General features: G+C 56.8%; 22 protein-coding genes. 13 read left to right on the top strand and 9 right to left on the bottom strand.

Translation table 11 applies throughout. From position 1 onward, the window contains the following. The first annotated feature begins 57 nt into the window (after positions 1-57). On the top strand, positions 58-297 hold the full coding sequence (locus tag RTP54_RS23945) for a multiprotein-bridging factor 1 family protein (RefSeq protein WP_409517203.1): 240 nt from the start codon (positions 58-60) through the stop codon (positions 295-297). Between the two features lie 423 nt (positions 298-720). Here RTP54_RS23945 and RTP54_RS23940 read toward each other — a convergent pair whose 3' ends face one another. The 5 genes from RTP54_RS23940 to RTP54_RS23920 all read right to left on the bottom strand — a co-directional run bounded on the left by RTP54_RS23940 (position 721) and on the right by RTP54_RS23920 (position 4,706). After that, complete coding sequence (locus tag RTP54_RS23940) at positions 721-1,092, bottom strand: hypothetical protein (RefSeq protein WP_312366070.1); 372 nt, start codon at positions 1,090-1,092, stop codon at positions 721-723. A 380-nt stretch (positions 1,093-1,472) separates the two neighbouring features. Beyond that, the gene (locus RTP54_RS23935; RefSeq protein ID WP_312366069.1) at positions 1,473-2,207 is read right to left on the bottom strand and encodes a hypothetical protein; all 735 of its coding nucleotides are present in this window, start codon (positions 2,205-2,207) and stop codon (positions 1,473-1,475) included. Between the two features lie 48 nt (positions 2,208-2,255). Next, positions 2,256-3,026: a hypothetical protein gene (locus RTP54_RS23930; RefSeq protein ID WP_312366068.1), complete on the bottom strand. Its 771-nt coding sequence runs from the start codon at positions 3,024-3,026 to the stop codon at positions 2,256-2,258. Between the two features lie 34 nt (positions 3,027-3,060). Beyond that, entirely contained in the window at positions 3,061-3,768 is a 708-nt protein-coding gene (locus tag RTP54_RS23925) for an HlyD family efflux transporter periplasmic adaptor subunit (protein ID WP_312366067.1), read from the bottom strand. Positions 3,769-4,058: 290 nt separating this feature from the next. Then, positions 4,059-4,706: an SH3 domain-containing protein gene (locus RTP54_RS23920; RefSeq protein WP_312366065.1), complete on the bottom strand. Its 648-nt coding sequence runs from the start codon at positions 4,704-4,706 to the stop codon at positions 4,059-4,061. Between the two features lie 230 nt (positions 4,707-4,936). On the opposite strand from RTP54_RS23920, the gene RTP54_RS23915 reads away from it, so the two are divergent. Next, positions 4,937-6,241 carry a PAN domain-containing protein gene (locus RTP54_RS23915; RefSeq protein WP_312366064.1) on the top strand — a complete coding sequence of 435 codons (1,305 nt, stop codon included), beginning with the start codon at positions 4,937-4,939 and terminating at the stop codon, positions 6,239-6,241. Positions 6,242-6,268: 27 nt separating this feature from the next. On the opposite strand, the gene RTP54_RS23910 is transcribed toward RTP54_RS23915, so the two are convergent. Continuing rightward, positions 6,269-7,126 (bottom strand): HNH endonuclease, encoded by an 858-nt coding sequence (locus RTP54_RS23910; protein WP_312366063.1) that lies wholly within the window; start codon positions 7,124-7,126, stop codon positions 6,269-6,271. An 82-nt stretch (positions 7,127-7,208) separates the two neighbouring features. Next, positions 7,209-8,120 (bottom strand): HNH endonuclease, encoded by a 912-nt coding sequence (locus RTP54_RS23905; RefSeq protein ID WP_312366062.1) that lies wholly within the window; start codon positions 8,118-8,120, stop codon positions 7,209-7,211. Between the two features lie 143 nt (positions 8,121-8,263). On the opposite strand from RTP54_RS23905, the gene RTP54_RS23900 reads away from it, so the two are divergent. The 4 genes from RTP54_RS23900 to RTP54_RS23885 all read left to right on the top strand — a co-directional run bounded on the left by RTP54_RS23900 (position 8,264) and on the right by RTP54_RS23885 (position 13,447). Beyond that, complete coding sequence (locus tag RTP54_RS23900) at positions 8,264-10,615, top strand: hypothetical protein (RefSeq protein ID WP_312366061.1); 2,352 nt, start codon at positions 8,264-8,266, stop codon at positions 10,613-10,615. Between the two features lie 102 nt (positions 10,616-10,717). Further along, positions 10,718-11,680 carry a helix-turn-helix transcriptional regulator gene (locus tag RTP54_RS23895; protein WP_312366060.1) on the top strand — a complete coding sequence of 321 codons (963 nt, stop codon included), beginning with the start codon at positions 10,718-10,720 and terminating at the stop codon, positions 11,678-11,680. Between the two features lie 138 nt (positions 11,681-11,818). Next, a complete protein-coding gene (locus RTP54_RS23890; protein WP_312366059.1) occupies positions 11,819-12,547 on the top strand; it encodes an ATP-binding protein in 729 nt (242 codons plus the stop codon). A gap of 24 nt (positions 12,548-12,571) precedes the next feature. Further along, on the top strand, positions 12,572-13,447 hold the full coding sequence (locus tag RTP54_RS23885; protein ID WP_312366058.1) for an ATP-binding protein: 876 nt from the start codon (positions 12,572-12,574) through the stop codon (positions 13,445-13,447). 283 nt (positions 13,448-13,730) lie between these two features. On the opposite strand, the gene RTP54_RS23880 is transcribed toward RTP54_RS23885, so the two are convergent. Then, positions 13,731-15,401, bottom strand: coding sequence for a hypothetical protein (locus RTP54_RS23880; protein ID WP_312366057.1), 1,671 nt, complete (start codon positions 15,399-15,401; stop codon positions 13,731-13,733). A gap of 157 nt (positions 15,402-15,558) precedes the next feature. Continuing rightward, positions 15,559-17,172 (bottom strand): hypothetical protein, encoded by a 1,614-nt coding sequence (locus RTP54_RS23875; RefSeq protein ID WP_312366056.1) that lies wholly within the window; start codon positions 17,170-17,172, stop codon positions 15,559-15,561. A gap of 713 nt (positions 17,173-17,885) precedes the next feature. On the opposite strand from RTP54_RS23875, the gene RTP54_RS23870 reads away from it, so the two are divergent. The 7 genes from RTP54_RS23870 (at position 17,886) to RTP54_RS23840 (ending at position 25,764) form a co-directional block, all read left to right on the top strand. Then, positions 17,886-18,698, top strand: coding sequence for a DNA-binding response regulator (locus RTP54_RS23870; protein WP_312366055.1), 813 nt, complete (start codon positions 17,886-17,888; stop codon positions 18,696-18,698). Continuing rightward, complete coding sequence (locus RTP54_RS23865) at positions 18,691-19,281, top strand: hypothetical protein (RefSeq protein WP_312366054.1); 591 nt, start codon at positions 18,691-18,693, stop codon at positions 19,279-19,281. The genes RTP54_RS23870 and RTP54_RS23865 overlap by 8 nt, the downstream gene beginning before the upstream one ends. A gap of 3 nt (positions 19,282-19,284) precedes the next feature. Further along, positions 19,285-22,689 (top strand): UvrD-helicase domain-containing protein, encoded by a 3,405-nt coding sequence (locus RTP54_RS23860; RefSeq protein WP_312366053.1) that lies wholly within the window; start codon positions 19,285-19,287, stop codon positions 22,687-22,689. Positions 22,690-22,773: 84 nt separating this feature from the next. After that, complete coding sequence (locus RTP54_RS23855) at positions 22,774-23,517, top strand: multiubiquitin domain-containing protein (protein ID WP_312366052.1); 744 nt, start codon at positions 22,774-22,776, stop codon at positions 23,515-23,517. Next, positions 23,517-23,900 carry an E2/UBC family protein gene (locus RTP54_RS23850; RefSeq protein WP_312366051.1) on the top strand — a complete coding sequence of 128 codons (384 nt, stop codon included), beginning with the start codon at positions 23,517-23,519 and terminating at the stop codon, positions 23,898-23,900. The genes RTP54_RS23855 and RTP54_RS23850 overlap by 1 nt, the downstream gene beginning before the upstream one ends. After that, positions 23,897-25,243 carry a ThiF family adenylyltransferase gene (locus tag RTP54_RS23845; protein WP_312366050.1) on the top strand — a complete coding sequence of 449 codons (1,347 nt, stop codon included), beginning with the start codon at positions 23,897-23,899 and terminating at the stop codon, positions 25,241-25,243. The genes RTP54_RS23850 and RTP54_RS23845 overlap by 4 nt, the downstream gene beginning before the upstream one ends. Continuing rightward, the gene (locus RTP54_RS23840) at positions 25,240-25,764 is read left to right on the top strand and encodes a DUF6527 family protein (RefSeq protein ID WP_312366049.1); all 525 of its coding nucleotides are present in this window, start codon (positions 25,240-25,242) and stop codon (positions 25,762-25,764) included. The genes RTP54_RS23845 and RTP54_RS23840 overlap by 4 nt, the downstream gene beginning before the upstream one ends. Positions 25,765-25,795: the final 31 nt, after the last annotated feature.

Here is a 25,795-nt window from a genome sequence, read left to right as displayed (position 1 = left end):
TAAGATAACTGAAAATCAGATATAGATGAAAACCCCATCTTGAACAAGGTGGGCATTGTGGCCAAAACGCTTGGAACGACGAGGCACAAGGCGCTAATCGCCCTGTTAATTGAAAAGCGTGAGGCCGCAGGCCTGACGCAAACGGAACTCGCTGCCAAATTGGGCGAGTATCAGTCGTTCGTCGCCCGCCTCGAAAGTGGCCAACGCCGTGTGGATGTTGTAGAGCTTCTCGAAATCGCAGCGATACTCCGGTTCAACCCCAACGAGGCCCTCGACCGGCTTTCTGCGTTGGAGTGATGAGCGAATCGATCACAGCCTTCCCGCTCGATACGTTATGTGACTCAAGAGCCCAGAACGCGAGCAACACGGAGCGCAGCGGTGCCGTAGGGATGGCGAGCGATGTCGAGAAGCCGGCAAACAAAACCGCAGCTTTGCCACAAGACCTAGGAAGAAGGTGACGATCATCTGAGCTTAGCGGCTCGGCGGGGCATGGTGCCGGAGCCGAGAACTGGGCAACCATTGTTTCCCGAGACTTGCAAGCTCAACGCTCGATCCTTTTGATTACCTCACTGCCATCGTCAACGGTCAGAAGCAGAGCCAGGTCAGTGAACTGCTATCGTTCTACTACCCTGAACGCGCAAACTGCTAAAGCATGACTGATCCGGCGCAGACGGAAAAAACTTGGGTAAATGGCGTCTGCCCCTTCACTGTGGGAAGATCTTAGAGCGGATATTTTTGATCGCAGAAGCGGATGAGGCCCGCCGTCATTTCGGTATCTTTTTCCACCATCGTAGCCAGAATGCCGCGACGTTCCTGGTAAATTTGTTTCGCTTCTTGCTTGGGCCGCCCCACGCTTTCAAATTCTTCCTCAGATGCCTTCAATTGCTTAGCGAACTTCTCTCGATATTCGGCCAATTTACCTTTCTCGCCCGCGTCTTCATAGCCGTCGGCAAGTAAGGCGAACAACGCACCGCATTGAATTACTGTGTCATTGTACGGTGCTTTCTCATATGAGATTCGCGTCTGCGCTTGCACGGGCGATCCGTTGATGACCACAACTAGAACAATGTACGACAGAACGGCGTTCCGCATTTTCGCTCCTAACACAAGCTCATAATCGTCGCTACCAATGTGGCCGAACTTTACTGCGCAATTCTAAACCACTCGATGAGCGCGTAAGGCAAATCGCTGCGACCTTAAATAACTGGGATAATTGTCGAAGTAGCCAAAAAGATCATGTCAAGGTGTAAGGCGCGCACCGCTAACAGATAACCGTCCTACAGTCCCGATTGTACACTGGCGTAAAACCAGCGGGCTGCCACACATCGTTCTCTACGGCGCCAGTTCCCATGAGGTTGGATCAATAGTCAGAGCGTTGCCAACATACTGGTCGTCGACCTGACCCCCGCTCCGTCTCCACGAATGTAGAGAGTCCATAGACAGGATTGCCATCATAAGACTCGGAGAAACAGTCATCGGTACAACTCCGTTGAGAACGAGCCAGGCATTAGGTATTGCAGATCGGGATTTTTGGCGTCTTTGCGGTAGAGCGGCGGATTGGGAATAAGCGTCGGGCGCGTCTGGCCTATTCGCTTCAACCACGGCAAGGCGCTCTCCACATTGCCATCCGTCACTGGTTCATCGGTAATCGAGAGGGCAATTGAATGGAGTCGATAACCCGGACCGAAAGTGCCAGCTAGATTGCTCGGATCTACCAATTGAACGCTCGCCGGGTTTGAAACATCAACGAAGGTCACTAGCAGCGGATATTGTTTGGGTGCCAGACGGCGGATTTCCCGGGTGTCCTCCAATCGATCAAGCGTGCGCTTGTATGAGTCGGGATGTTCGGGATTAAGCGTAGGCTCTGCAAATGTCCAAATTGCTGTGTTCGCGGAATAGTTATCCAGAAGAACGAACAGGTACTTGCCAGAGCTGACCTCAAGAGAAATCGCCTCCCCTCGGACTTTTCCCGCCCCGTGCCAGCCCCCGGAGTCACCAATTTTGAACCATCTCGGGGGCATTTCCCAAGATGCCGCGGCAACGGCGCTTGAAGAAATCGGTCCATTTGGCGACTGAACCGTGACCGTTAGCTTCTGATGCCACGACCAGAAGCGAAATCCGAAAATGTCGCCCCGCTGGTAGCTGAAAACACCAAACAAAATACCTACGGCTGAAACAATTCCGAAAACAAAAGACCACTTAGCCATAATGTTCCGTTCTCCCGGAACATTCGTTTGAAACCGACATGTAAAATCCTACCAAGGAATGTTTTTTCGCGACCAAAAATGCAGCTCACCAAGACTATCCCAACCTCTAGGACTGACGTTCCTATATCTTGGGATCTTCTTATTGCCGTTTGCGTCTTTGTAGTTTTCCCACCAGCCAAGATACTTGACTAGGACCCCGTGCGTGACATCCTCATCCGTGATCGAGATATCGATAGAGCGCAGTCTGTATCCCGGCCCGAACACCGTTGAGAAGTTTGCCGGTCCGACCTCCTCGAAATCGCCGCGATCAATGTCATTGGTCGACGCCAAAAGCATGGGGTACCATTCAGGCTTCAGACTGCGTGTCGCCCGCAAGCGTTCCAGTCGGTCATATTCTTGAAACACATTTCCCGTCGTTTTCGTCTTTGTTGCAGGAAGAGCAAAGGCCCGGTATGCGGTGTCATGCCCATAGAGAAGAGCGAACAAATACTTCCCCTCCGATACCTCCACGACGACGCCTTCTCCTGACACATAGCTGCTGCTGGCACCTTTGAAGTCACCAACACCCCACCATTCGGGCGGGATCGTTACCCCCACTTCCGTAACGGAACTGCCTGAAACGGGACCGTTTGGCGTATCGACCGTCACGGTCAATTTTTGGTTCCACGTCCAGCTGCGGAACCCAAGCCACTCGCATCCGGAGAGCGAAAGAGCGATGAAGATAAAAATTCCGAGTCGCGCGATTTTGTTCGATAGCCCCATTTGAAGGCGGTTTGCACGGCCATTGTGTTTATACCGGCGAGGCGAAAGGATCAGCAACGAACACCTGATCGTCATTAATATTTGATGACTCTCACCGTTCCTTCATTGCCCCTGACGCGACCTCGGCCAGCGGCGAGAACAGGTATTCGAGAATGCGGCGCTGGCCGGTCTTGATCTCGATCGTCACCGTCATGCCTGGTGCCAGTGGAACGGCTCTGCCAGCAACCTGAATGTCGGTTTCAATCGGCTCGAGGATAACAGGATAGACGAGGTTCTGGACGCGTTGGGCGTTGCTGACCGGAACGGTCGATTGCAGATTGCCAGACGATATTTCTTCTAGCTGTCGAGCGTCCGGTTCGTGGATGGCATCGGTGGCGATGCGCAAGACCTTGCCGTGCAGGATGCCGTATCGGGTGAACGGGAACGCCTCGACCTTAATGACGGCCTCGTGCCCCGCCTCGACAAAACCGATGTCGCGGTTTGGCAAGTAGGCTTCGATCTCCAGTTTCTGTTCGCTCGGCACGATCCGCATCAGTTCGGTGCCCGGTGTCAGGACCTGTCCGATCGTGGTGATCGCCGATGCCTGGACTACTCCGGTTTCCGGGCTGCGGATGGTCATGGCCGACAGTCGCCGGCTGGCCTTGGCGAGTTCCTGCACCGCCTGCTCGGCCTCGCGCATGGCTTCGGCCAAACGTTGCATGTTTCTCCGCAACCACCACCTGCAATCGTCCCGAACTTTCTCCAGCATAGGCTGCAAGTTAGATGACAGTCGCAGGCGCAGCTGCAGAGCGGAAAGCATCACGGAGGCTAGATGGCGACGAGCGCTTTTCGAAATTAGAGAGCGGCGGCTGGCCTACACCCCATGAACTGCCGGTCAATGAACGGTTCCGCTCGATACATTATGCGATCCTAAACGCACAAAGCGCGAACATCAAATGAACAAGTCCTTCGTTGAAGGCGCCGCTGCCGCGGTTTAACGTCTTCTTCGCAGGGCACGCACTGGACTTCCGCGTTCAATCGATCATGAATTCCCGTGGCCCTCGGTGAACGTCGAGTGCTGGCGGCCCCGAGCGCCGTCCATAGCAGAGCCTACAATCGCGAGCGAAACGCATCGATCATCGCTCTTGAGACGTCGCTGGGATAGCAGATTGGAGCAGCACCTCCCGGCTTCGAATACGCGCTCCTACGCCCGCAACGCCGCCCAGCGCGATCGCGACTCTCCGGGCATGCGCACGAGCCACTATAACCGGAGATCGACTCGGCGATGATGCGCTGCACGATCACGGAATCGGAAATCCGCGGGACTTTGCCTGGCTCTACACGGGAGGACTCTCCGGATGCAGATTTGTCGCGCTTTGGCTCCGTGTCGGAACTCAGGAGATGTGATGCGATCCACCCCTCCCGCCGTGTAAGGTCGTCTTGGACATACGACCATTCGCCGTCGACAGACAGTAAGCGGACCGGCCGACCGGTATCGTAGCGATCGAGGATCGGAAATTTTTTCCCCGGTCCCTCTCGTAAGGCGACGCGCTTGCCGCGCACGAAAACCGTGGCGATCACTTCCGTGTCGGCGCTTTGAACCGTTGCAGAGGACTTGTCTTTCTGAGGCGCAGACCCCACAACAATTCTTGCCGGAGGCAGCCGCGTTTCATTGACCGCCGCTCGCTCGCCGCTATTCGTGCCGAGCCAATAGATCAATGTTGCAGCTACGCCCCCGCCAACAAGAAATCGTCGCATGATCCTTCCCCGCCCCTGGGTTGTATCATTTAACGCTTTCTGGAAGACGGCAAGCCACGAAATAGTAGCCGGGCTCGTGACCGTTATCCGCACTATCGTTCAAACACACACGGAAATCTCCGATCGAGATCCTTGACCCGTCCCTCTGTTAACCGTTGCGGCTTTTTTGTGTTGCAACTTCAATTTGATCAATGTTCTCTGAATATAAACAGAGCAGGGGAGTATCAATCTTGCCGAGTTTTCCGTTCGGCCTCATTCGCATATGGGCATTCTGCCTGGCCCTTTCGCTTGTGGGTAATCCAGCGCTCGCTGCCACAAAGAAATTTGGTCCCTTCTCATTCGAGGAGAGCGACCCCAGCGTCATCACCCTCGCGGGCGAGATCGACCTCTATTCCGCTTTGAATTTCAGGCGGGCGCTGCATGCTTCTCAGAAAGCCAGATTGCTGGTGCTCGACAGCGTCGGCGGCGCTGTCCAGATGGCACTGCTGATTGCTGACGACGTGCATGAGAGGCGCCTCTCCACCTTTATCCCGAAAGGGAAAGGTTGCTATTCCGCCTGCGCCTTTATCTTTATGGCGGGTGTCGAGCGCCAGGTAGACGGTGAGCTTGGCGTCCACCAGATCTCCAGTGAAACGAACGACCTGGTGAACGCACAGCTGTCGATTTCCGATATCATCGACATGCTCGCTCGTTTTGATACGCCGGCGGAAGTCATGACAACGATGTTCAAGACGCCTCCGTCGCAGATGCATGTGTTCTCGAGCGAAGAAATCATTCGCTACAAGCTCAATAGCAAGGGTGTCGCGACAGCTTCGAACGAGCCGGTCTCCACAACCCCGGCCGCCGGTCTTGAGGGCGCACCACCCTCGACGGCCAACTCAACCGCAGTCCCCACCCCTGAACCAAACAGCCAACAAGTGGCCGCTACCAACCCTTCGCCGATCGATCCCGGTCAGACTGACAAGCTGTCGGCAATTGAAGAGTTCGCCCGTAAGCCGACGCGGATCGCCGTCTACACTGGCCTTGACCTGTTTGGCGATGACCTCGCTTCGAAGAGGACGGTCGACGTCGTTGAATGTGCTTCAACCTGCCTGCAAATGAATGGCACCTGTAAAGCGTTCACCTTCAATGCCAATCCGAAGATTGTGCGCGGACCGAATTGCTTTCTGAAAGCAAACGAAGGTCGCGCGGATGGAAATTCGGTCGCTATCTCTGGGAAATTCCTGGCGAGCGCTGATCCAGACCCAACGCCATTTAGCATGGGTACGATCGATCCAAAGAAGGCGTTGTTCGAGGATGTCGATCTGCCTGGAGGCGACCTCGGCGTTCGCGCGTCGATCACGAACGCGACGCCACTTCAGTGCCGACTGGCTTGCATCGACAATGACCGGTGTGCTGCCTTCACCTACCTCAAGAAAAAGAGGGAATGCTGGATGAAGGGGGCCGTCAGCACACCTCTCTTCAAGTCCGGTATGATTTCCGGGGTAAAGAGTTTCCAGACCTTTGCACCGGCGAAGGTAATCGGACTCGACTGACGAACCCGCCATAGGTCCACTGCCCGGTTAAGCGGATTCACACGCAGTACCGTTACCGGCATGGTCATGTCGTCGGGAGTCCACACCTCCCAGATCGTCTGCGGTGTGGCTCTTCCTGGCGGCGGCGTTCGCCCTCTGAGCACTTAAGATCGCTTTAAGCTCATCGACCGTCAGTGGCTCACTACGGCGATGGAGCATCGCGTGGCAGTTGGCACACACTGGTATGAGGTCCTCGATCGGATCGACAATGTATTCGCCACCACATTTGTGAATGGGCTTGATGTGGTGCACGTGGATGTATCCTTCGCCAAGAGCACCATAAGTGTTGCCGAAATTGACATCGCAAACCTTGCAGCTTAGGCCATGGTGTCGAAGGCAGGCCTTACGGGCGTCGGCGTTGCGCTCGTACCCGTTGACAACCACGGTGAACATCGCCCCTTCGCGAAAGCCGCTGTCCGGATCATCGGAATCGATGACCTCTGCGATCGTTTCATAAACATCCTGGTCAACGTCCACATACCAGCCGTCTGCGAGAACAACCAACCGACCTTCGGACAGTTCAGGGGTAAACTCAGCAATCGCTGCGGGTGAAAGCTCTCCCTCTTGAGGGTTTCTCGCCACCCCTCGCATAGGGAAGGTTTGAAGCCGGTAGCCTTCGGCTTCAATGAGCCTGATATGCTCGAGAGCCTGGCCGTATCCGTTATTTTTGCGTCCCTTAGCGCTGATCTCCCAGTTCTTGCGGAGGATACAGCCAAGCCGGTTCTTCTGCTCGCTCTGCCACATACCAAAAATGACAAAACGCTCACGATGATTGACGAAAGACCAGCTCCAGTTCCAATTTTTGCAGTCAGCGCCATGCGATTGGACGAATTCCTTGCGGTTCATGCTAGCTCCCTCTCATATTCCGACGCGCATGATGGCGGGTCCCCCGTCATTCTTCTCCTCCACTGAAAGCCAAGGCGACGAATTATTGCTTGAAACAATTCTCGCGATGCCAGCGCAGGAAATGTGGATGCGGCCTCTCGAATGCCCGCGTGGGCACGATCGCCCGCCCAGTCTTGTTGATCAGCCCTTGAATGCTGTCTGGATCGTTGGCATGCCTGGAAACCAAGATGTCGAGGTCATCGGAAAGGCTGATCAGGCCGCGATCGAACATCCAGTGCGCCGTGCCGGACAGAGCGATACCATTGGTCAGGATATCAGGCCCTTTCGCCTCAACCGGCCGTATGTGCGCTGCATCGACTTCGGCGCGTCCACCGCCGTTGATGAGCTTCAAGCCAGTGATTGCACAGCGCTTGTCGTAGGCCTGAACGACGAGGCGGCGGAACAATCGGTCACGAACAATTCGTGACGAGAGCTGTGTGACGCGGTTGCGCTCTTGCTCGAATACGAACGGCGTTTGAACGCCTTCCCCCAGTCCTTCAACCGAGGTCCTACTGTCCAATTCCCCGGTCCGCGGCAACTCTGGCTCTTGCTCGTCAAGACCAATGCCCACGATACGGTTGAAGTCGGCGTTCGAAATAGGCCTCACCGCAGACTGGGCCCTGCCAGATATCTTGCCTTCTTCGTTTAGAACGCCGCGCTCAACCACACCTTCTGTTCCGCTGAAAGGAACCGGATTGACGAAGTCAAGATAGCTGCCCGGTTCGATGAGCGCGAGATACATGCCCAGCGCCTTTGGATCTGGGATGACCTCGGCCACCTTGGCGACAGCGAAATAGCCTCGCGTCGCCGCAACCTTGCGCGGCTCGTAGTAGACAATCCAATCGCCAAGGCAGGCGCGCACCCGTCCAAGATATTGGCTTGGAAACTGGTACTGTTCTGCCGGGCTGTCGTCGTAGATCGAATCTGAGCGATGAATGAAGACCCCGAATCCCATGATTGACGCTTAGCACAGCCTGAGCGTTTGCCGATACGATTTCACACGCATCTCTAGGTCGAATTTAGAGTTCGTTTACCACATGGCCTTAGCAGGCCACGCCCCGGCACCCGTGCCGATCAGCGATACGAATTCTGGATCTCATGAAAACCCAATCTGCTTCATCACTTCATTTTCAGCGTAAGATTTCCGACTTCTGCGACGTCCGCGTCGCGCCACTCGTTTCCAGGCGAACCCTGGAAAACATCAAGCCTTATCTCTCCAGCTTGATCCTTTACCGCAAGCCTCCGCCGATGCGGATGGGCAGGATCGATTGGCGATCCGTATCTGACGCCTGCGGCTTGGAAGACGAGATGACCCCCGCGCTCAAGAAGGGTCTGCAATCCGGGCTCGAAGCGATCATCCGCTGGATCGATCACGAGCGACCAGTCGAGCATGACCGGCCAACACCAACACCGCCGATCGAAGCGTCGCACAGCGCATGCCGCGAACCTGACGTCAAGGCGAGCAAATCTTCAACCGCACCACGACCAACACCCTCGACGCAGCCGAAGGCAAAGCCTGGAATCCCACCACGGGCGATCGAAGAGCATCCGGTTCCCCTCTTCAATTGGACTGAAAATCCGTTAGATTTCCGAGAAGCGCTGAACTACCACATGCGCCGGCATGGTGACACCTACTGGCATCTTCATCGCGCAGTCGCCGGCGACCACCCGACCTTCGACAATAAGACGCTGCTGAGTTGGACGAACGGCACGCGCGTCCCAAGATCGACGGACAGTTTCGAGATCCTCGCCCTCATTGAACGACGCTACCGTCTCCCCGTCGGATACTTCAAAGAACGGCTGCCACATCAGTCGCGATCGGCGTCCGGACATGAGTTCGAGAGTGACGTTAGCCCTGCAGAGCGGCGACGGCTCGCCTGGCATTTGCCGGATGACTTCAACAGCCTGCCCTTCAGCAAGCGCCAAGAGATCCTCGATTGGGTACGCCGCGTGATCATCTCCGGCACCACCGACTATCGACGCTTCCAGGCAGCCGCGATCCGGCAGCGATATGCCATTCGCTTTCCTGGCATCTCCTATGGAAGCTCGCTTTCGCCGCGGCTTGCATCGAACGACTTAGAATGGGGTGGAACATCCGATCATGCGGCGATCGAAGATCCGGACCTGCTTGCTGGCGTTGTCGATGCCCCTCCCCGGCTCGCGATGGAGATGGCAAACCTCGTACGCTTCAAGACCGCGACCCTGACGACGCTCGGGTTCCAGCGCAATGGCGTCTGGGGAGAGGAGACGGCTGCACAGAAGATTGAGCATCTGGGCCTCATGTTCGGCGCCCTGGCAGCTTCACCTAAGAGCGCTGTCAAAGGCTATGGTGTGCCCCTCAGCCAACTGACCTTCGGTCTTCTTGTCTTCCCGGGGATATGGGATTGGTACCTTCAGTGGCGAGAGAAGCGCCGTGGCTTCTACACCACATGGGAAGAAGACATGTTGAGCGTGCTTCTCGGCATGGTTCGTCCCGAAACCGGATGGATGTGGCAACATCCGGAGCTCGTCCAGAACACGAGACCAATCCCCGGCCTGGTGACAGCTGCGGAGATCGCTGCGGCTCAAAAGGACTGGCATGCGTCGTGCGACATCGTCTTCAAGCATGCGTCGCAACGTTCGAGGGAGATTCAGCGTGTCGCGCGTGTGCACCGCGACCCCTTCGAGCCGATCATGTCCGTGCTCGAGGCCGATAGTCCGCTCGCTGAGTATCGCAAGATCACCGACGAAATCATCAGGCGGATGCCGCACGAGGAGCGCTATCCGCGTCCCGCTGCCGAGGCCGTTCGATCCTTCCTGATGCTGCGCCTTGGCCTCCATCTCGGACTGCGCCAGAAGAACCTCCGGCAACTCCTTGTTTGCCCGCGGGGACATTTCCCCACGTCGGAGCGCCGTCTTGAAGACATGAAGCGTGGTGAGATCCGCTGGAGCGAGCGCGATGGCGGCTGGGAAGTTCTGATCCCCTCCAACGCCTTCAAGAATGCGAACTCGTCATTCTTCGGCTCGAAACCGTTCCGCTTGGTCCTTCCGAACCTGCAGGACCTCTATCCCCATCTGAACGCGTATATCGAGCGTCATCGCGCCGTATTGCTCGCCGGCGCCGAAGATCCGGGCACCCTGTTCGTGAAGACGGTCAGAACCAAGACCAAGGATGCGTCCTACGACCAGACGACCTTTTACGAGGCTTGGCGGACGGCGATCCAACGCTATGGCATCTACAACCCTTACACCGGTCGCGGCGCCATTAAGGGCTTGCTTCCGCATGGTCCCCATAACGTCCGAGATGTCCTTGCGACGCATATCCTCAAGCAAACCGGGTCCTACGAGCAGGCAAGCTACGCCATCCAGGATACGCCGGAGATGGTTGCAAACCACTACGGCCGCTTCTTGCCGCAGGACAAGGCGGCGCTTGCTGCCAGGATCCTCAACCAAGTCTGGGAGGCGGCATAGCGCACCCCGGAATGTTTACTAAATTGAATTGCAAATAACCTAAATGGTCGCTATCTATCACCTACACTTACACGCAAGCACACTAAATTCTGGAGCATTGGTATGGATAGTGAAGCCCTGGTCCAACTGGCGCTGCAAGCCCAGTCATGTTCGCAAAAGGAACTGGCCATAACGCTCAACGTCTCGCCCACACAAGTAAGCAAGTGGAAGAAGGGTGAGCACATGTCACGCGAGATGGAGGATCGCCTGCGAGCGCTAGCGAAGATTGGCGATCAACAGCCTTCATTTGTCTATTGGGCTGGCTCTCCGGAGAACGCCAAAAAATGGGATAAGCTGTTCCATCATCTGGCTCGAAACGCCAACGACAGCGCTGAGACTGGATATGAGACTCAGCCATTGAACGATGATTTGGGCCTATTGAGCTGGAGCACCTTTGATGTTCTGCGGGAAATGGGCGTGGCTATTCCTTCGAAATTCCCGGGCGACCTAGACTTCGATTATGACGAAATCTATTTCGACGACGAGGATGACACGAAGGAAACAGCTCTAGAAAGAAATCCTCATGCGACACTCGTATACAAGATCTACAAGTCACTTAATGACGTTTACGGTTTCTACGCCGCTTATGTCGCCGAACTGATGATGGATGAAGATCTAGAGCTATTTGATACCGACGCCGAAAATATTGAGGCGTCGCTTATCCTTCTCGCTGCCTCCAAGCTGGAAGTTGAACCCGCTTTTGCCCCGAAATTTACCGAATTTAAGCGGCGCACCACGAAAGAATTCGAAGAATGGCTCAACATCGTCAAAGATAAAGCGTTTCGAGCCGGTATTCCACTTCGGGCTGAATTGCTGAACATGGTGTACTCGTCGCACGGAGCACTCGGCGTGGAAGCAGAGCGAGAGAGCCTCGGCTTTAACTCTTCTCGGATACACCCTGATGTTTATATGAACGAACTTCTATGCGGAATGCGAGCGATCCACCAAGTATTGCCAGCGATCTTAAAGAAGTTAGGGATTGAGGACGAGTTTAAATTAGATACTTCTGAATTCTACCTGGGGTAAGAGATCTTGGTGGCATTTTGGTTTTCCATTCGAATAGTGGTTTCACAGTGGAATAGCTGATAGTAGCTGAATGCCGTTCGGTGTTGTTCACTGCGCGCCAGCGCCGGACTACCGAGTATGTTAGAGGGATCAACAAGATTGAGCTTAGAGGGTCACCTCCATGACCAGAAGTCCCTTCGGGCGGTAACCGGAAAAACCGCGGACTGGAACGAATTGGCTAAGGACTGCGTCGCCTTTGCAAATGCCGCAGGTGGTACATTGAGTATCGGCATTGAAGATGGTCAAGAGGTCCCCGAACCCAACCAGAAAATTCCGGCCGATCTTCCAGATTTGCTGCGACGTAAGCTAGGCGAGAGGACCGTTAACGTCACCGCATTGCCAAATGTCACCACTGCGGTGAACGGCGGCCAATACATCGAACTCTCGGTTCCTCGGTCGACAGGCGTCGCCTCAACTACAGACGGGCGTTATTACCTTCGAGTCGCAGATCAGAGCAAGCCGGTGACTGGGGACGATGTCATGCGTTTGGCATCTGAGCGGGCGGCCTTGCCGTGGGAAACACAGACATCCTTGAGTGTACCGCGCTCCGATGCCGACCCCTCAAAACTTCAGACGGTACTCTCAGCACTTCGCACGTCCGATCGGGTCAAACCGTCCGTGAAAGAGAAGTCGGCCGACGAGTTGCTGGATCACTATCAGATGGCTCGAGGGCCATATCTCACAAATCTCGGTATTCTGTGTGTCGGACAGCAGTTTCGCCGCGCACAGTTGACGACTGCTCCGGTTATTCAGTTTCTAAAGTATGATGAAGAGGGCCAGAAGGTTAACAAGCTGGTATGGGACGACCACACTTTAAATCCCATTTAGCTTATCGAAGAGGTCTGGCAGCAAGTGCCGGACTTTAAAGAGTCATACGAGCTACCCGACGGACTCTTCCGCCAAAATGTGCCAGCGTTTGATGAAGTGGTCGTCCGCGAATTGGTCGTCAATGCATTGGTACACCGGCCATATACGCAGCGAGGCGACATCTTCCTGAATTTGCACCCCGATAGGCTGGAGGTTGTAAATCCTGGCCTTCTGCCGCTCGGCGTCACGCCCCAAAATGTGCTCCATACGACCGTGCGCCGTAACGAGCATCTCGCTAAACTATTTCATGATCTGAAGCTAATGGAGCGTGAAGGTAGCGGCTACGACAAAGTGTACGAGGTTCTGCTCTCCCAAGGGCGTCCGGCGCCTGAGCTAGCAGAGATGCATGATCGCGTTCAAGTCACGATACTCAGACGTATCCTGAAACCTGAGGTTATCGATTTCATCGCTAAGGCGGATGAGACATTTCATCTTACCCAGCGCGAACGTATTGCTCTTGGCCTTCTCGCTCAACATGAGGCGCTAACGGCGCGGGAACTTGCCGGACAACTCGAGCTCCTATCGATCGAGGCGATGCAGCCCTGGATCAGGCGTCTATTGGAATGGAACCTCGTACAAAGCTCTGGGCGAACACAGGCGACGCGCTACTTCGTGGATCCGGCTCTTTTACGCGGCCATGCCTTCATTAGTGGAACGACCCTGAAACGCATCGAACCGCATCGGTTGGTTGCACTTATTGTTGAAGACGTCGGCCGGTACCCTCAATCGAAAATCGGAGATATTCACAAACGAGTTGGGATTCCGCGATCGAGAATTCGAAGGAGCGTTGAGCAACTGGTAAGAGATGGCAAATTGAAGTCGGAAGGCGTTCGGAGTGGGACACGTTACAGCCTCCCGTAGTTTGGCTCAAAACGAGGTATATCGTTCGATCATGCACCAAAATCATGCGCCAAGCCGGCCAAGACTACGTTATAACCATCTGAAAAAGTTGCGCATTTTCGCTTGGTTCAATTGACGTTCATGAGCCAAACTTGAGCCAAACTGAGACCGAACCCTCCGGCGCCGGGACGTTCCCGTCGATACATTATGCGATCCCCGTGGCCCAAAGGGTGAACATTACGGCAACAAGGCTTGCATTGCTCTGGAAGCACAGTTCTGTCCGGCCCGTAAGGCGCATCCACGCTTAGGTCTGCAAACGACCGCCGGCGGCACGCATCCATTTCTCGATAACGTCTCTTTCGTAAGCCAGCAGCGGGATTTCGATCACCGAGCCGCAGAGTTCAATCTTCTCAAGGCGCCAAAACCACTTTGCTTCGGCGAAAATCTCATTACAGATCTCGTTGACCACAGTCGTCAGATTGGCCGCGATCCCAGTTTTTCGTTCTCTGAGGCGTGCAATCGCCAAGCGCATGAGCGGCAGGGTGATGGGCGTGATTTCTTTCTGTGTCCACACATCCAGCAAACCGAAACACGCCCTCCCTAAAATTGCGTAATCCAAGGTTGGATTGTCGAATCGCAGGCCTGTAACTTCGTGAAGAACGCGGAGTTTCTCTTCGTTTGGCCGGGCAATGAAGCTGGACAACTGTTTCATCCCCTCGCGGATCCGCCCTGCCAATCGTTCCGTCCCGCGCACACCCTGCGGGGGCATAGGTGCCTTAGCTTCGCAGATGATGATGTGTTGCGTAACGGGATCGATGATGAGAAGGTCGAACTCACCGCCCTTGAATTTTCTATTTTTGAACACACGCAAATCTGGAGAGCCTTGAAGCGCCTCCTCGAAAGCGGAAATCAGCGTGGGTTCAAGGTCATGTGAAACGAGTTCATCAAAGCGGGAAGGCTGGCTTCGCATAAAGCCCTGAATCGCATTCCGTTCGTGGCAAAACACCATCATAGTGTCGACGAAGGCCAAGCGGGAGGAACCTATTTTGTAAAAAGGTGGCGTGTAGCCTTCTCCGCCGACCCGCTGTTTCGTCGGGCGTTCGAAGTGGTAGGTAAAGGCATTCAGAAAACTCTCGATCACCTCGGCCCCCTGTCCCGAGATGGCCTCGAGCATCTGAGTCCATACGGGCTCTTGCCACAGGATGGTCGACCAGCTCATGCTGCGATCAAAGAGCTCGCTATTGTTCTGCATGAGCGAAAGTCCACAGAACATAGTCGCAATTTCACCCGCGACCGACGCCAATCCGAACAGGCTGGCCTGCAATTGCTTGTAGGTTTCGCGCTCGAACCCGAAAACCTCTCCTATGCCACCATCCGTAATCAGCGGCTGCTCCACGAGATCTCTTGCGAACCGTTGCGCGCGCTCAATTGCGATCGGCACCAATTGCGCAGGATCGATGTCTGCGTTCGATTCAACGAATGCAAAGAGCCGATCATCAAAATCGAACGCTTCTCCCAGCAAGAAATTGATCGCCAGCTCGCTGACGATAATGTCTTTCGCTTCGGCCTCTTCGAGCGCTTCATTTCGGTATTTGAAGGAGAACCCTGATTCGGATCGCGCAACGACATATTGGCCCCGGTGAACCGCTGGCACGAACTCGCAAAAATGGCTGTACTTCAAAAGCGTTCTGAACTGATCTCTCTTTGGGTCAGCTTCATTGAAGGCTGCCATCATTTCCGGAACCGAGGCCGGTTGGATCCAGTCTCGACCGGCCAGCCAAGGCAGCAAATAGCTCATTCGATATGCGATCGTCTCGCCAGCGACCCGCTTGGTTTCATCGCCGCCGGACATATGGATCGCTGAGAAGATAAACTGATGGAACTGGTGCAGTAGTGTGGGAGCCGAAAGCTTCGCAATCGGCAAACCCTCAACAAAAGCATCGACATGTTTCTCGAATGCTATGAAATCTTCCAACGCCTCAATACTCACAATAATCGGCGAGACCTAGTGGCCCAGGAAGTCGGCTTGTTACGTATCTATACGTGGGCTCAACCAAATCCCGCAATGGCTTCTTGACCGCTTACCCCAAATCGAAAGTTACTCCCGATTCGCCGAGATCGACATAAGGCCTTTACTCGGGAAAATCCGCTAGAGGGTGGGCAACTCTCGCGGCATCGAGAAAATCTGGGACATCATTCAAAAGGATACAATCGATGCCGCCGAGTAGGTATGCCAGCCTATCTCCATAATCATGTGCATTGTCGCGGCCGCCGCCAGTGACAATTGAGCGGATGAGGAATTTTCGAGCTGCCGCGTCTCCGGGCTGGACGAGATACCTGATGTCCCTCAAGACGCATTCGACCATATACCTTGCAAAGGTATCGCCCACCCGGTCGGATCGGAGGACATGGTAGAGGCACGTGCCAAGACAACGCGCCGCATTCGCGGGAATGCCTGCCGATCCTTGGTGAAGGCTTTCCGGAAAACTTTGATGAACCGATCCTGCGGGCGCTTCGCGAATGAACTGAACCCAGTGCCCCAAGGTATTGATACATTCATAGATCAGATGAGCGTTCCAGGTGGGAAATTCATCGTCCTGATCGATGTCCGGACCGGTGGCATCGTAAACCCCAACGAGCTCGTCAACGAAGTGGTCGAGGTAGGCTAGCCACATGTGATCCTTGATGTCCTGACTGAACGCCGAACGGATCATCAAATCGAAGTAGGCAATGGCGAAGGCGATAGGGTCTCGCCACCTCCGTTGGTCGAAACCATCGCTCTTTCCGTGGAGCTGCGCTCGCACGGCGGGGTCGTCACTCCTGATATAATCGAGCACAAAATCGCCGACCGGCTTCCAAGCCGCAAGCGTTTCGGCCACGCTCGCGTCCAAGAAATACGCGCGCAAGATGAAGTTGTGGCCGACCACGAGATTGTCGCCGACGCCTTCATATTTGGCGTTGCGTTCAATTTCTTCATACAGGCGGCTTCCCTGCGACGATGCGAGGCTTGCCAATAGTCGATTGGAGAAGTCGAAACGCTGATGGGCATCGAGCGTCAGGAGCACCGCTGTCACACTGGGGCGCTGAAGAGCGGCGTAATCCATAAATTGACGGCTTAGGTAAAGGGAATTCAAGATTCGCTCGGCGTGCTCCTGCGCATGTCCTCCCTCTGGAATGCCCCTCGACAATAGCCGAAATGGCGCTAGCCACCTCCGCTTCTTCTCCGCGCGTTCGGGATTACTTAGCCATTCCTCCAGATCGGGGATGCGCTCGCCGGTGAACCGGTCTTTCAACTTTTGATTCCAGAGCTTGCGGTTTTGGGCACGTTCCAAGAAACGCACGTGCGGAAGGACGAAGTCCACCGCCTCACCATAGCGCTGCTGATGGAACAGCTGCTCGACGAGATCTGCCATTCCGCGGATTGATCGCTGGCTCGGTGGAAGGCATATCGCCACCAAGCAGGCGAGTAGCATCCAGACCAATACAACGAGAAACGCAGCCATCGCAGGTGTAAAGGCGCCGCCGGGCTGGATTACGAGCCCGTCGCAGACAATCCGAAAAGCCGGCAGGCAAGGCAGGGCGAGAAACTGAAAAAACTCGAAGTAGAGGGCGAGCACCAATGCCGCGGCCGCGAGGAAGGCTTGCGGAACAAGCTGCAAGCGGATCCGCAACCTGGCAACTGGCGGAATAATCGCGAAGACTGCAGCAGCTAGTCCGAGGAAGGTCAGGAATCCGTCGAGGGTCATTTGAGCGGGGCAATACCGAAAGAATCAAGTTTTTCGAGAATATCGAAATACCAGTAAACATTGCCTGTCTAGGTTGTCACGCAAGATCGAGCGGAGACTGATCTGCAATAACATCGCGATGGGCTTGATCTAAATGCTGCAGTTCCTGTTGCTTATGGATCCCTTTTCAGATCGGATCGATATGAACGTAGCTCTAGCCGGCATCAAGGCGTACCTTGAGACCGTCCCACAGGATTAATTTAGCCACACGTTCTGGGATACGGCAGTCGCGATGTTGTCTTGCAGGTGACGAAAATGCTGTGCAGCGTGGCCCGCCAAACGTCAGTTACCGGAACAAGGCTTTGAGATATACTGGGCTCGCCTGGAAGCAAGTAGGTCCTGAGGCCTTTCGCGGCTTTTGCGTTTCGAGGGCTTGAAACCCCGGAGGCCGATTGCGTCGGTCAATTCGGCTCCGTCAGGAGAACAGAGTTCGCGCAGAAAGTTTGCTTCCGTAGTCGACCGCTGAGCAAGCGAATGGTTACATAAAAGTGCCAACGCCAAGTATCCACTCTCTTTTCGATACAAAAACCCTCTTGCTTGGCCACGCGCAAATCCCAACTTACAATGGAATGCCGAATCGAGCGGTTCGTGATTGAGAGTCGATACGCCCTATCAATGCCGCTGTATTTGGAGGGTAGACCGGCCGTGATGAGTTTTTTGGATAGAGGTGACCGTTGAGTGCTCGACGCGTAAAACCATTAACGAAACGACGATCTGATGGCACACCCTATACGCGTCGTAGGGAAGTAGAGGAAGCGCTGGAGAGGCTAACCGAGCAGTCTCGCGAAAATATCGTCACTGCCCTGAAGATCCGCGATGCATCATCACCGCTTTATATAGCGTCTGAGGCTATCGTCTATCTGATCCGCGGCACACGGCATGATAACGACGAAAGCTATTTCAACGAACTTTTCCGCGAACTCATGCGTCGGCTTTCCGCGGCACTGCCGCGTGTTACGGGCGAGAGCGCCGATCGTTCGGAGAACGTCCACGCAGCGAACGCACGCGACCGCGTCAGAGATACTTTTGTTAAGAGGCTAATTGAGGACAGGGCCGAGCCAGGGACTGACCTTGACTATTTTGAGGTGATGTTTGCTGCCGCCATCGCCGCACTTCGCAAGACTTCGATGTTTCAGGCGACGCGACAGGCTGCTCGCACAGAGTCAATCGAAGCTGATGAAGAGACCGGTGAACCTTCGGCCGCGGTGGAGCGAGCCGTGGGAAGTCTTGACCTTAAGGAAGAGCTTCTTTCCAACGACCCGATTTACCGGTCTCGAGTTGCTGACGCGATAAGGGCATTACCAGACAAGCTAGGCAGAGTCGTTGAAATGATCATGAGGGACATGCCAATTGATTCTTCGGACGATAGCGTCATGACGATCCGAAAGGCGATAGGCGTCAAATCCGAGAAAACCGTTCGGAATCGACGTGACGAAGCATACCGACTGCTACGCGAGGCTCTGTCGATTGGAGACGACCATGACTGACAGCCGCAAAGACAACGCAGAGGAGATCCTCCTCTCATTCGCAGTCGAGCAGGAGCATGACAAAGCGACCCTTGAGCGCTACCTCCGGCTGTATCCCGGCCTTTCGGACGCGTTGATCAGCCTTTCTCTTGATCTGAGACTGCAGCGTGCGACCGAAGGGACCACCGTGCCGGCCGACGAGGCTTGGGTAGAAGCGTCCCTTGCTGCCTTCCGTGCCACGTCGCCGAGCCAAGCACCCGCGCCGGTGGTCGATCCCTTCGCCAACGTCTCCCCTCAGGACCTGGTTAATCTTCGTCGTGCCCTTGATGTGCCCAGCGGCGTGATCCAGGGATTTAGCTCCCGACTCGTAGACATCGCGAGCGTGCCCGCTTGGTTCGTTGACGCTCTTGCGCGCGGCCTCCGCTCCACCGTGGACGACCTGCGCCGCTTCATGGCAGCACCACCTCGACTTGCGTCTGGCGTCAGCTACAAGGCCGACGATGCTCCAGTTGCCGAGCAGGAGAAAATCACGTTCGAGGACCTGCTCAAGCAGTGCAAGGTGCCGGATGAGCGACGGCAGCAGTTGCTGGTCTCACGGGATTGACCCATGGACGCTGTCGAACTCGCGCGGCATCGTGCCGCAGTGCTTCACGATGAGGTGGTCTCCAAGGGCGCTGACCCCTGGGATCCCGAGGCGCTCGTTAAAGCCGCCGCATCCAGTCTGGAATTGGACATCGAGCTCGTCGAGCCAGGCAGCGCGATCCTAGAGGGCGGCCGGGCACAGTTCGATCCCATAAATCGTGCCATCAGGCACGAGGACTCGGGAACGACCTTCTTCAAGGCCTTCCTGGTGGGCCACGAACTCGGTCACGCCGCGCTCGGCGACGACCGGATCGAGCACGTCGCCCACGACGTCGATCCCACGCGGCCAGCGGAAGCTGCCCCCGTTGGCGAGGATCGGGTCGTCGACTACAGCAGGCGGCAGCGCCGCGAGGTCCAGATGGACCTGTTCGGTCGCGAGCTCCTGCTGCCGCGCAAACGGGCTCGCACACTCCACCTTGAGGGCATGACGGCGTCGGAGATTGCGACGAAGCTGGGGGCGCCCTTCGACGTCGTCGCGCTGCAGCTTCTCGACGCGCTGCTGCTTCCAGCGGTCGAGCCGGAAGCCGAGGCGACCGAGGTAAAACCTCCAAAGCCGCTCAACGACGAGCAGCGCGAGGCCGCGCGGCATCGTGTGGTCCCCTATCTTCTCGAGGCCGGGCCAGGAACGGGAAAGACGCAGACGCTCGTCGGGCGGGTCGCCGGCCTCGTCGATGAAGGAATCGATCCCCGATCGATCCTTGTTCTAACCTTCTCCAACAAGGCTGCCGGAGAATTATCTGAGCGCATCGCTGGACTGCGGCCAGAGGCAGCGTCGGCGATGTGGGTCGGGACATTCCACGCATTCGGTCTCGATCTGGTGCGAAGATACCACAAGCAGCTGGGCTTCCCGAGAGAGCCCCGCATGATGGATCGCAGCGAGGCGATCGCGATCATGGAGCGCGAATATCTCGCACTCAACCTCACCCATCATCGGGAGTTCATGAATCCCGACCGTCCCCTCAAGGACATGCTCACCGCGATATCCCGGGCGAAAGACGAGGTCGCGGACGCTGACCGCTATGCCGCGCTGGCGCGGGAGATGCTGGACAAGGCCACCGACCCCGAGGCCCGCAATGCCGCTGAGCGGTGCGCCGAAGTCGCGCTTGTCTATAAGAAATACGAGGAGTTGAAGCTCGCGGCATGTGCGGTAGACTTCGGCGATCTCGTGTCACTGCCCGTAAAGCTGCTCGAGTCCGATGCTGAGGCAGTCTCGATCCTGCGCGCGACATATAGCCATATCCTCGTCGATGAGTATCAAGACGTGAATCGCAGCAGCGTGAGGCTGCTCCAGCGACTGACGGATGGTGGCAAAAACCTTTGGGCCGTTGGTGATGCGCGGCAGGCCATCTACAGGTTCCGTGGCGCATCCTCGTTCAACATGTCGCGCTTCAAGATCGAGGACTTCCCCGGTGGCACTGGTGATAGGCTGCGTCTTAACTATCGCTCGACTCCCGAGATCGTTGGAGCATTTTCGAATTTCGGCGGAAGCATGCAGGCTGGCACCGGCGATGCCTCCCTCAAAGCAGATCGACCGTCCAGCGGTGCCCCGCCGGAGCATGTTACCTTCGGCGACAACGACGACGAGGCGGACGCACTCGCCGACGAAATTCTGCGCCATTCTCAGGACGTCGCCTTCCGCGACCAGGCTGTGCTCTGCCCCGGCAACGACCGGCTCAACCGCATGGGTCGTGAACTGGAGCGACGAGGAATTCCGGTTCTCTACCTCGGCAATCTCTTTGAACGACCCGAGGTCAAGGATCTGCTGTCCGTTCTGTCGTTGCTCGTCGACAGGCGGGCCATGGGAGTGGTGCGCAAGCCCTCGCTCCAGGGATTGTCGACGGGGCTGAGTCTGGCGGGTGCCGCAACGGTGGTCGAGCACCTCCGGCAGACCGAAGCCGGACCACTCGCCTGGGCCGGCTCATCGCGCTCGCTACCAACCTTGGACGCCGCTGACACTGACGCCATGCGCCTGGCGGGCGACATGCTGGACGGCTTTGACACCGATGCGCATCCCTGGTCCGTGCTGGCGCATGTCATGCTTGACCGGACACGAACGGCGGCGCTGATCACATCGACGGACAATATCTCGAGTCGCGCCATGGGAGTGGCGATCTGGCAGCTGATGGGCTTTCTGCGTGCTCAACGTCCAGGGCCGGGCCTGCCGATCCAGCGCACGCTCGACGGGATCAGGCGGCTTGTCCAGCTCGCCGATGAACGGGATCTTCGACAGATTCCGTTGGCCGCTCAGGGCATCAACGCGGTCCGGCTGATGACCATTCACGGTAGCAAGGGACTCGAATTCCCCGTGGTGCACGTCATGGGTCTGAACAAGGGGAGCATGCCCAGCAGTGCACGCAAGCCGGCCTGTCCGATTCCAGATGGCATGATCGCTGGCGGAGAAGGCGGAACGGTTGCTGTGGCCGCTGCGGATCACGCACTTGAGCAGGAATGCCTTTTATATGTCGCCGCCTCTCGTGCACGGGACCGCCTCCTACTTTACTCGGCGACCCGAATGGCGAACGGCAATCGACGCAATCCCTCGGATTTCATCGCACGGCTGGGCGTAACGACAACTCGCGCGGCAACGCCGCATGCGAACCGGAAACCGGACCCCGAGGATGAGCCGCTCCCAATCACATTGGGGCCCGAAATCAAGATCACGACAGCGCAACTGGATCTGTATGATCGGTGCCCACGGCGCTTTTTGTACACCCATGTGCTTGGCGTCGGCGGTCGACGCACGCCAACAACCATGACGACAATGCACGATCTAGTGCGCGCCATCGTGACAGAGATAGCCGCCACTGATCCCTCCATCGTGTCGCTTGGTGACATGGAGAGATTACTGGAGCAAAGATGGTCTGAAGGGCCCCTGGCTGGGGACGAGTATCGCCTGCACCGCGAAGTCGCGACCCTGCTTGTCCAGCGATTCGTGGTGATGCGAGCAGGCACAACTCGCTCGATGCCGCCTTCTCTACGGGCAGGCATCGGAACGACAACGGTCTCGGCAAGTGCAGACGATGTCGTGATGGCTCCTGGTGGACGGCATATCGTGCGGATGGTTCGGACGGGTCACCGATCCTCCAAGACCGGACAAAGCCTCGCTGACGCCGCCTTCCAGATGGCGGCCGCCAACTCACTTCCCGGCTGTACGGTCGAGATCGTCCACCTCGGCGACGACGATCACACTACAAGGGTCGAGTTCGACGATAAGGCTCTCGGCAAGAGGACGGAAAAGCTTGCCGAAGTCTTTGCGGCGATCGAGAGCGGAAGCTTCACACCTGAGCGATCCGACCGCACATGCCCCTTCTGTCCCGCCTTCTTTACCTGCGGTCCAGTGGCCGACGGCAGCCTGCAAAAAAATCTCTGACCAAAATTACCGGTCGGCCGATGCTGGCGAGATTGACCCTGTGAGACCGACGCAATCAGGCCGAGGTCCACAGGAAATAGAAATATGTCTCTTATCGAAAACTCCGACATCGATGATGTCGCACTCGCCGTGCAGGAAGATCGCCCCCTGCGCCCCGGTCGCTACCGGGTCTCGCTCGCTGTCGATAACGTCGATTTTCACCCGCTTATCCTCGACGATCCGGTTCCGCTCGGCCGCCAGATCCTGAAGAAGGCCGGCATTAACGACATCGACGGCCACTCACTGTTCGTGATCACTTCCGAAGGCGACTTCGAGGATGTCCGGGCGGACGAGGAGGTCGATCTGCGCGACCGTGCTGCCTACCGCTTCATCACCTTCAGCACCGACCCGCTCTACCGCGTCAAGCTCAACGAGGCGCGCATCGTGTGGGGCCGTTCCTCCATCCCTGAAGCAGTGCTGCGTACGCTCGCTGGCATCAACGACGATGAGGCGGTCTTCTTGGAGGTGCGTGGCGGCAAGGACAAGCTGATCGAACCGGGCACTGATGCGGATCTCGCCGCCAACGGCGTCGAGAAGTTCATCACTGCGCCCAACAACGTCACCTACATCTTCTTCGTCAACGGGAAGCCCTATGAGACCGATAAGAAGAAGCTGACCGGCGCGCAGATCAAGGCGATGGTATCTGACTGGGATCCGCAGCATGACCTGTCGCTGGAGGGTGAGGGCGACGACCCGGATCGCATCATCGCCGATGATGAGGCTGTGAGCCTCGTTCCGAAGCATGGCGTCCGCCGTTTCTCGTCGGTCCCGAAGGCGAACTTCGGCTGATGCCCGGCGTGTTCGACATGCAGCTGGAGCAGCTGCGGGAGCGCTTCGGCGACGTTCAGACCCAGCAGTTGCCGAGCGGCACCACGCTCGTCACCGTGCCGGGCGTCCGCCTGCCGGAGGGGTGGTCGAAGTCTTCGACCACCATCCGCTTCATCGTCCCGCCTGGATATCCATTTGCGCAGCTCGACTGCTTCTGGGCGGATCCCGATCTCCTTCTTGCGCATGGAGGTCCACCACAGAACTCCGCGTCAACTCCCGTCCCGGAGACCGTCGAGCCAGCACTGTGGTTCTCATGGCATTTGACGGGGCCATGGAACCCCAACCGCGACACACTGTCGACGTGGATGAATGTGGTGATCGATCGAATGAGGCAGGTCCAATGAGCCGCGTCCGCTTTCCTGCACCTCTCTACTCCGAACTGGCGTCGACGCTGCTCGACACCAATGACCTGGAGAGCTGTGCCATCGCGTATGCCCATCACGATGCGCATAGCGACACATGGATCGTCGCCGACGCCGGACCCGTGCCAGACGACGCATATGAGAGCCGCACCTGCGTATCTGCGATCCTCAAACCGTCTTTCCTCATCGAGGTTGCAAACCGCAGCAGGGTCACCGGCATGGCCGTCATCGCGATCCACACGCATCCCGCCAGCCCCGGCCATCCGCGTTTCTCGCCGATCGACGACGCGGGCGAGACAGAACTGGATTCGTATTTTGCTCGGCGAGCGGCACCAGTGCCACATGTCGCACTGGTGATCGGGACGCAGGGATGCCGTGCGCGCTCTCTCGGAAACGACGATGAGATCGACGTATGGGAGGTGGGAGAGAGGCTGTTGCTCCATTCGCCCATGCAGGGCGTCTCCGATCAGGAACGCGACGATCGGCAGGTCCGGGCATTCGGAGTGCCTGGGCAACGGCTGTTGCGCCGCCTCCACTTCGGCGTGATCGGTGCGGGTGGGACGGGATCGCTCGAGTGCCAGCAACTTGCCCATCTGGGCGCCACGCGGATCACGGTGATCGACCACGACCTAGTAGCGAAGACGAACCTTAACCGTCTCGTCGGCTCCATCCCCTCCGACGTTGGCCAGCCGAAGGTCGAGGTCGCGGCCAGAATGATCCGCGCCATTAACCCTGATGCCACGGTGGTCCCGCTTCAAGCTGACATCGTCGACGAGGAAGTCGCGGAGCTCATCAGCATCTTCGATTTCGTACTGTTATGCACAGACTCCCACGCAAGCCGGGCGGTCGTTAACCAAGTGGCGTATCAGTATTTGGTACCCGTGATCGATATGGGCGTCAGCATTACTGTTGCGAACGGATCCGTCAGTCACATTACTGGACGCGTGCAGATGCTCGCCCCAGGCCTTCCGTGCCTGACCTGCTCGGGCGCTCTCGACGGTGAGGCGATCAGGCGCGAAATGTTGTCACCAGAACAACGTGCGGCGGACCCTTATGTCCAAGGTGCCGGCGAACCCCAACCCGCGGTTCTATCGATCAACTCTACCGTGAGTTCGCTCGCAATGACCATGCTGCTCGGGGCTGTTACGCCGGTTCCGATCAAACCGCGCTATCAGGTCTATGATGGAATTCGTGGTCGAGTGAAGGAGATGGCTGTCGCCGTGCAGCCGAACTGTGTGGTTTGCTCACCCGTGGGCGCCCTCGCCAAAGGGCCGACCTGGCATTTGCCGGTCCGGCCGACACGTCACAATAGGAGCGACAAATGACAGCCCCCGCACGAATGGTCAGGATGATCGGTGATGCCGAGTATCGAGACCAGGCTGAAGCAACACTTCTCGCCCCAGGTGACACATCCATGGTATTTCGCTCACGGCCCAGATCAATTGTCATGGCGTGCCCTGATGGGTGCGGCGAGACCCTGGTAATCAATCTCGACAGCCGCGCCGACAAGGCGTGGCGCTTTGACATGCGGGGAGAAGGACTTACCCTCTTTCCCTCGGTATGGCGCGAAGGAGGATGCGAAAGCCACTTCATCGTGTGGCGTGGGCACATTCTGTGGTGTGACCGATTTGAAGAAGGAAATAGTGAACCGGCTTACAATCCGGAGATTGAGGAGGCTGTTCTGAGCGCGATGGATGAAGTTCACCCGCGCAATGCCGTTGAAATAGCCGATGCAATCGATGAACTCGTCTGGGACGTCAATCGCGCAGCAGGCAAGCTCGTGGAGCGAGGCCTTGCGCGATCATGGAAAGTCAATAGTGGCTGGGTGTTCGTGCGGCTGATATAGCCACTTATTTAGTTGACTAGTGAGTTAGGCG

The sequence above is a fragment of the Ensifer sp. genome (genome assembly GCF_031989085.1).
Lineage (GTDB): Bacteria > Pseudomonadota > Alphaproteobacteria > Rhizobiales > Rhizobiaceae > Ensifer.
This window is presented reverse-complemented; position numbering and strand designations above follow the sequence as displayed.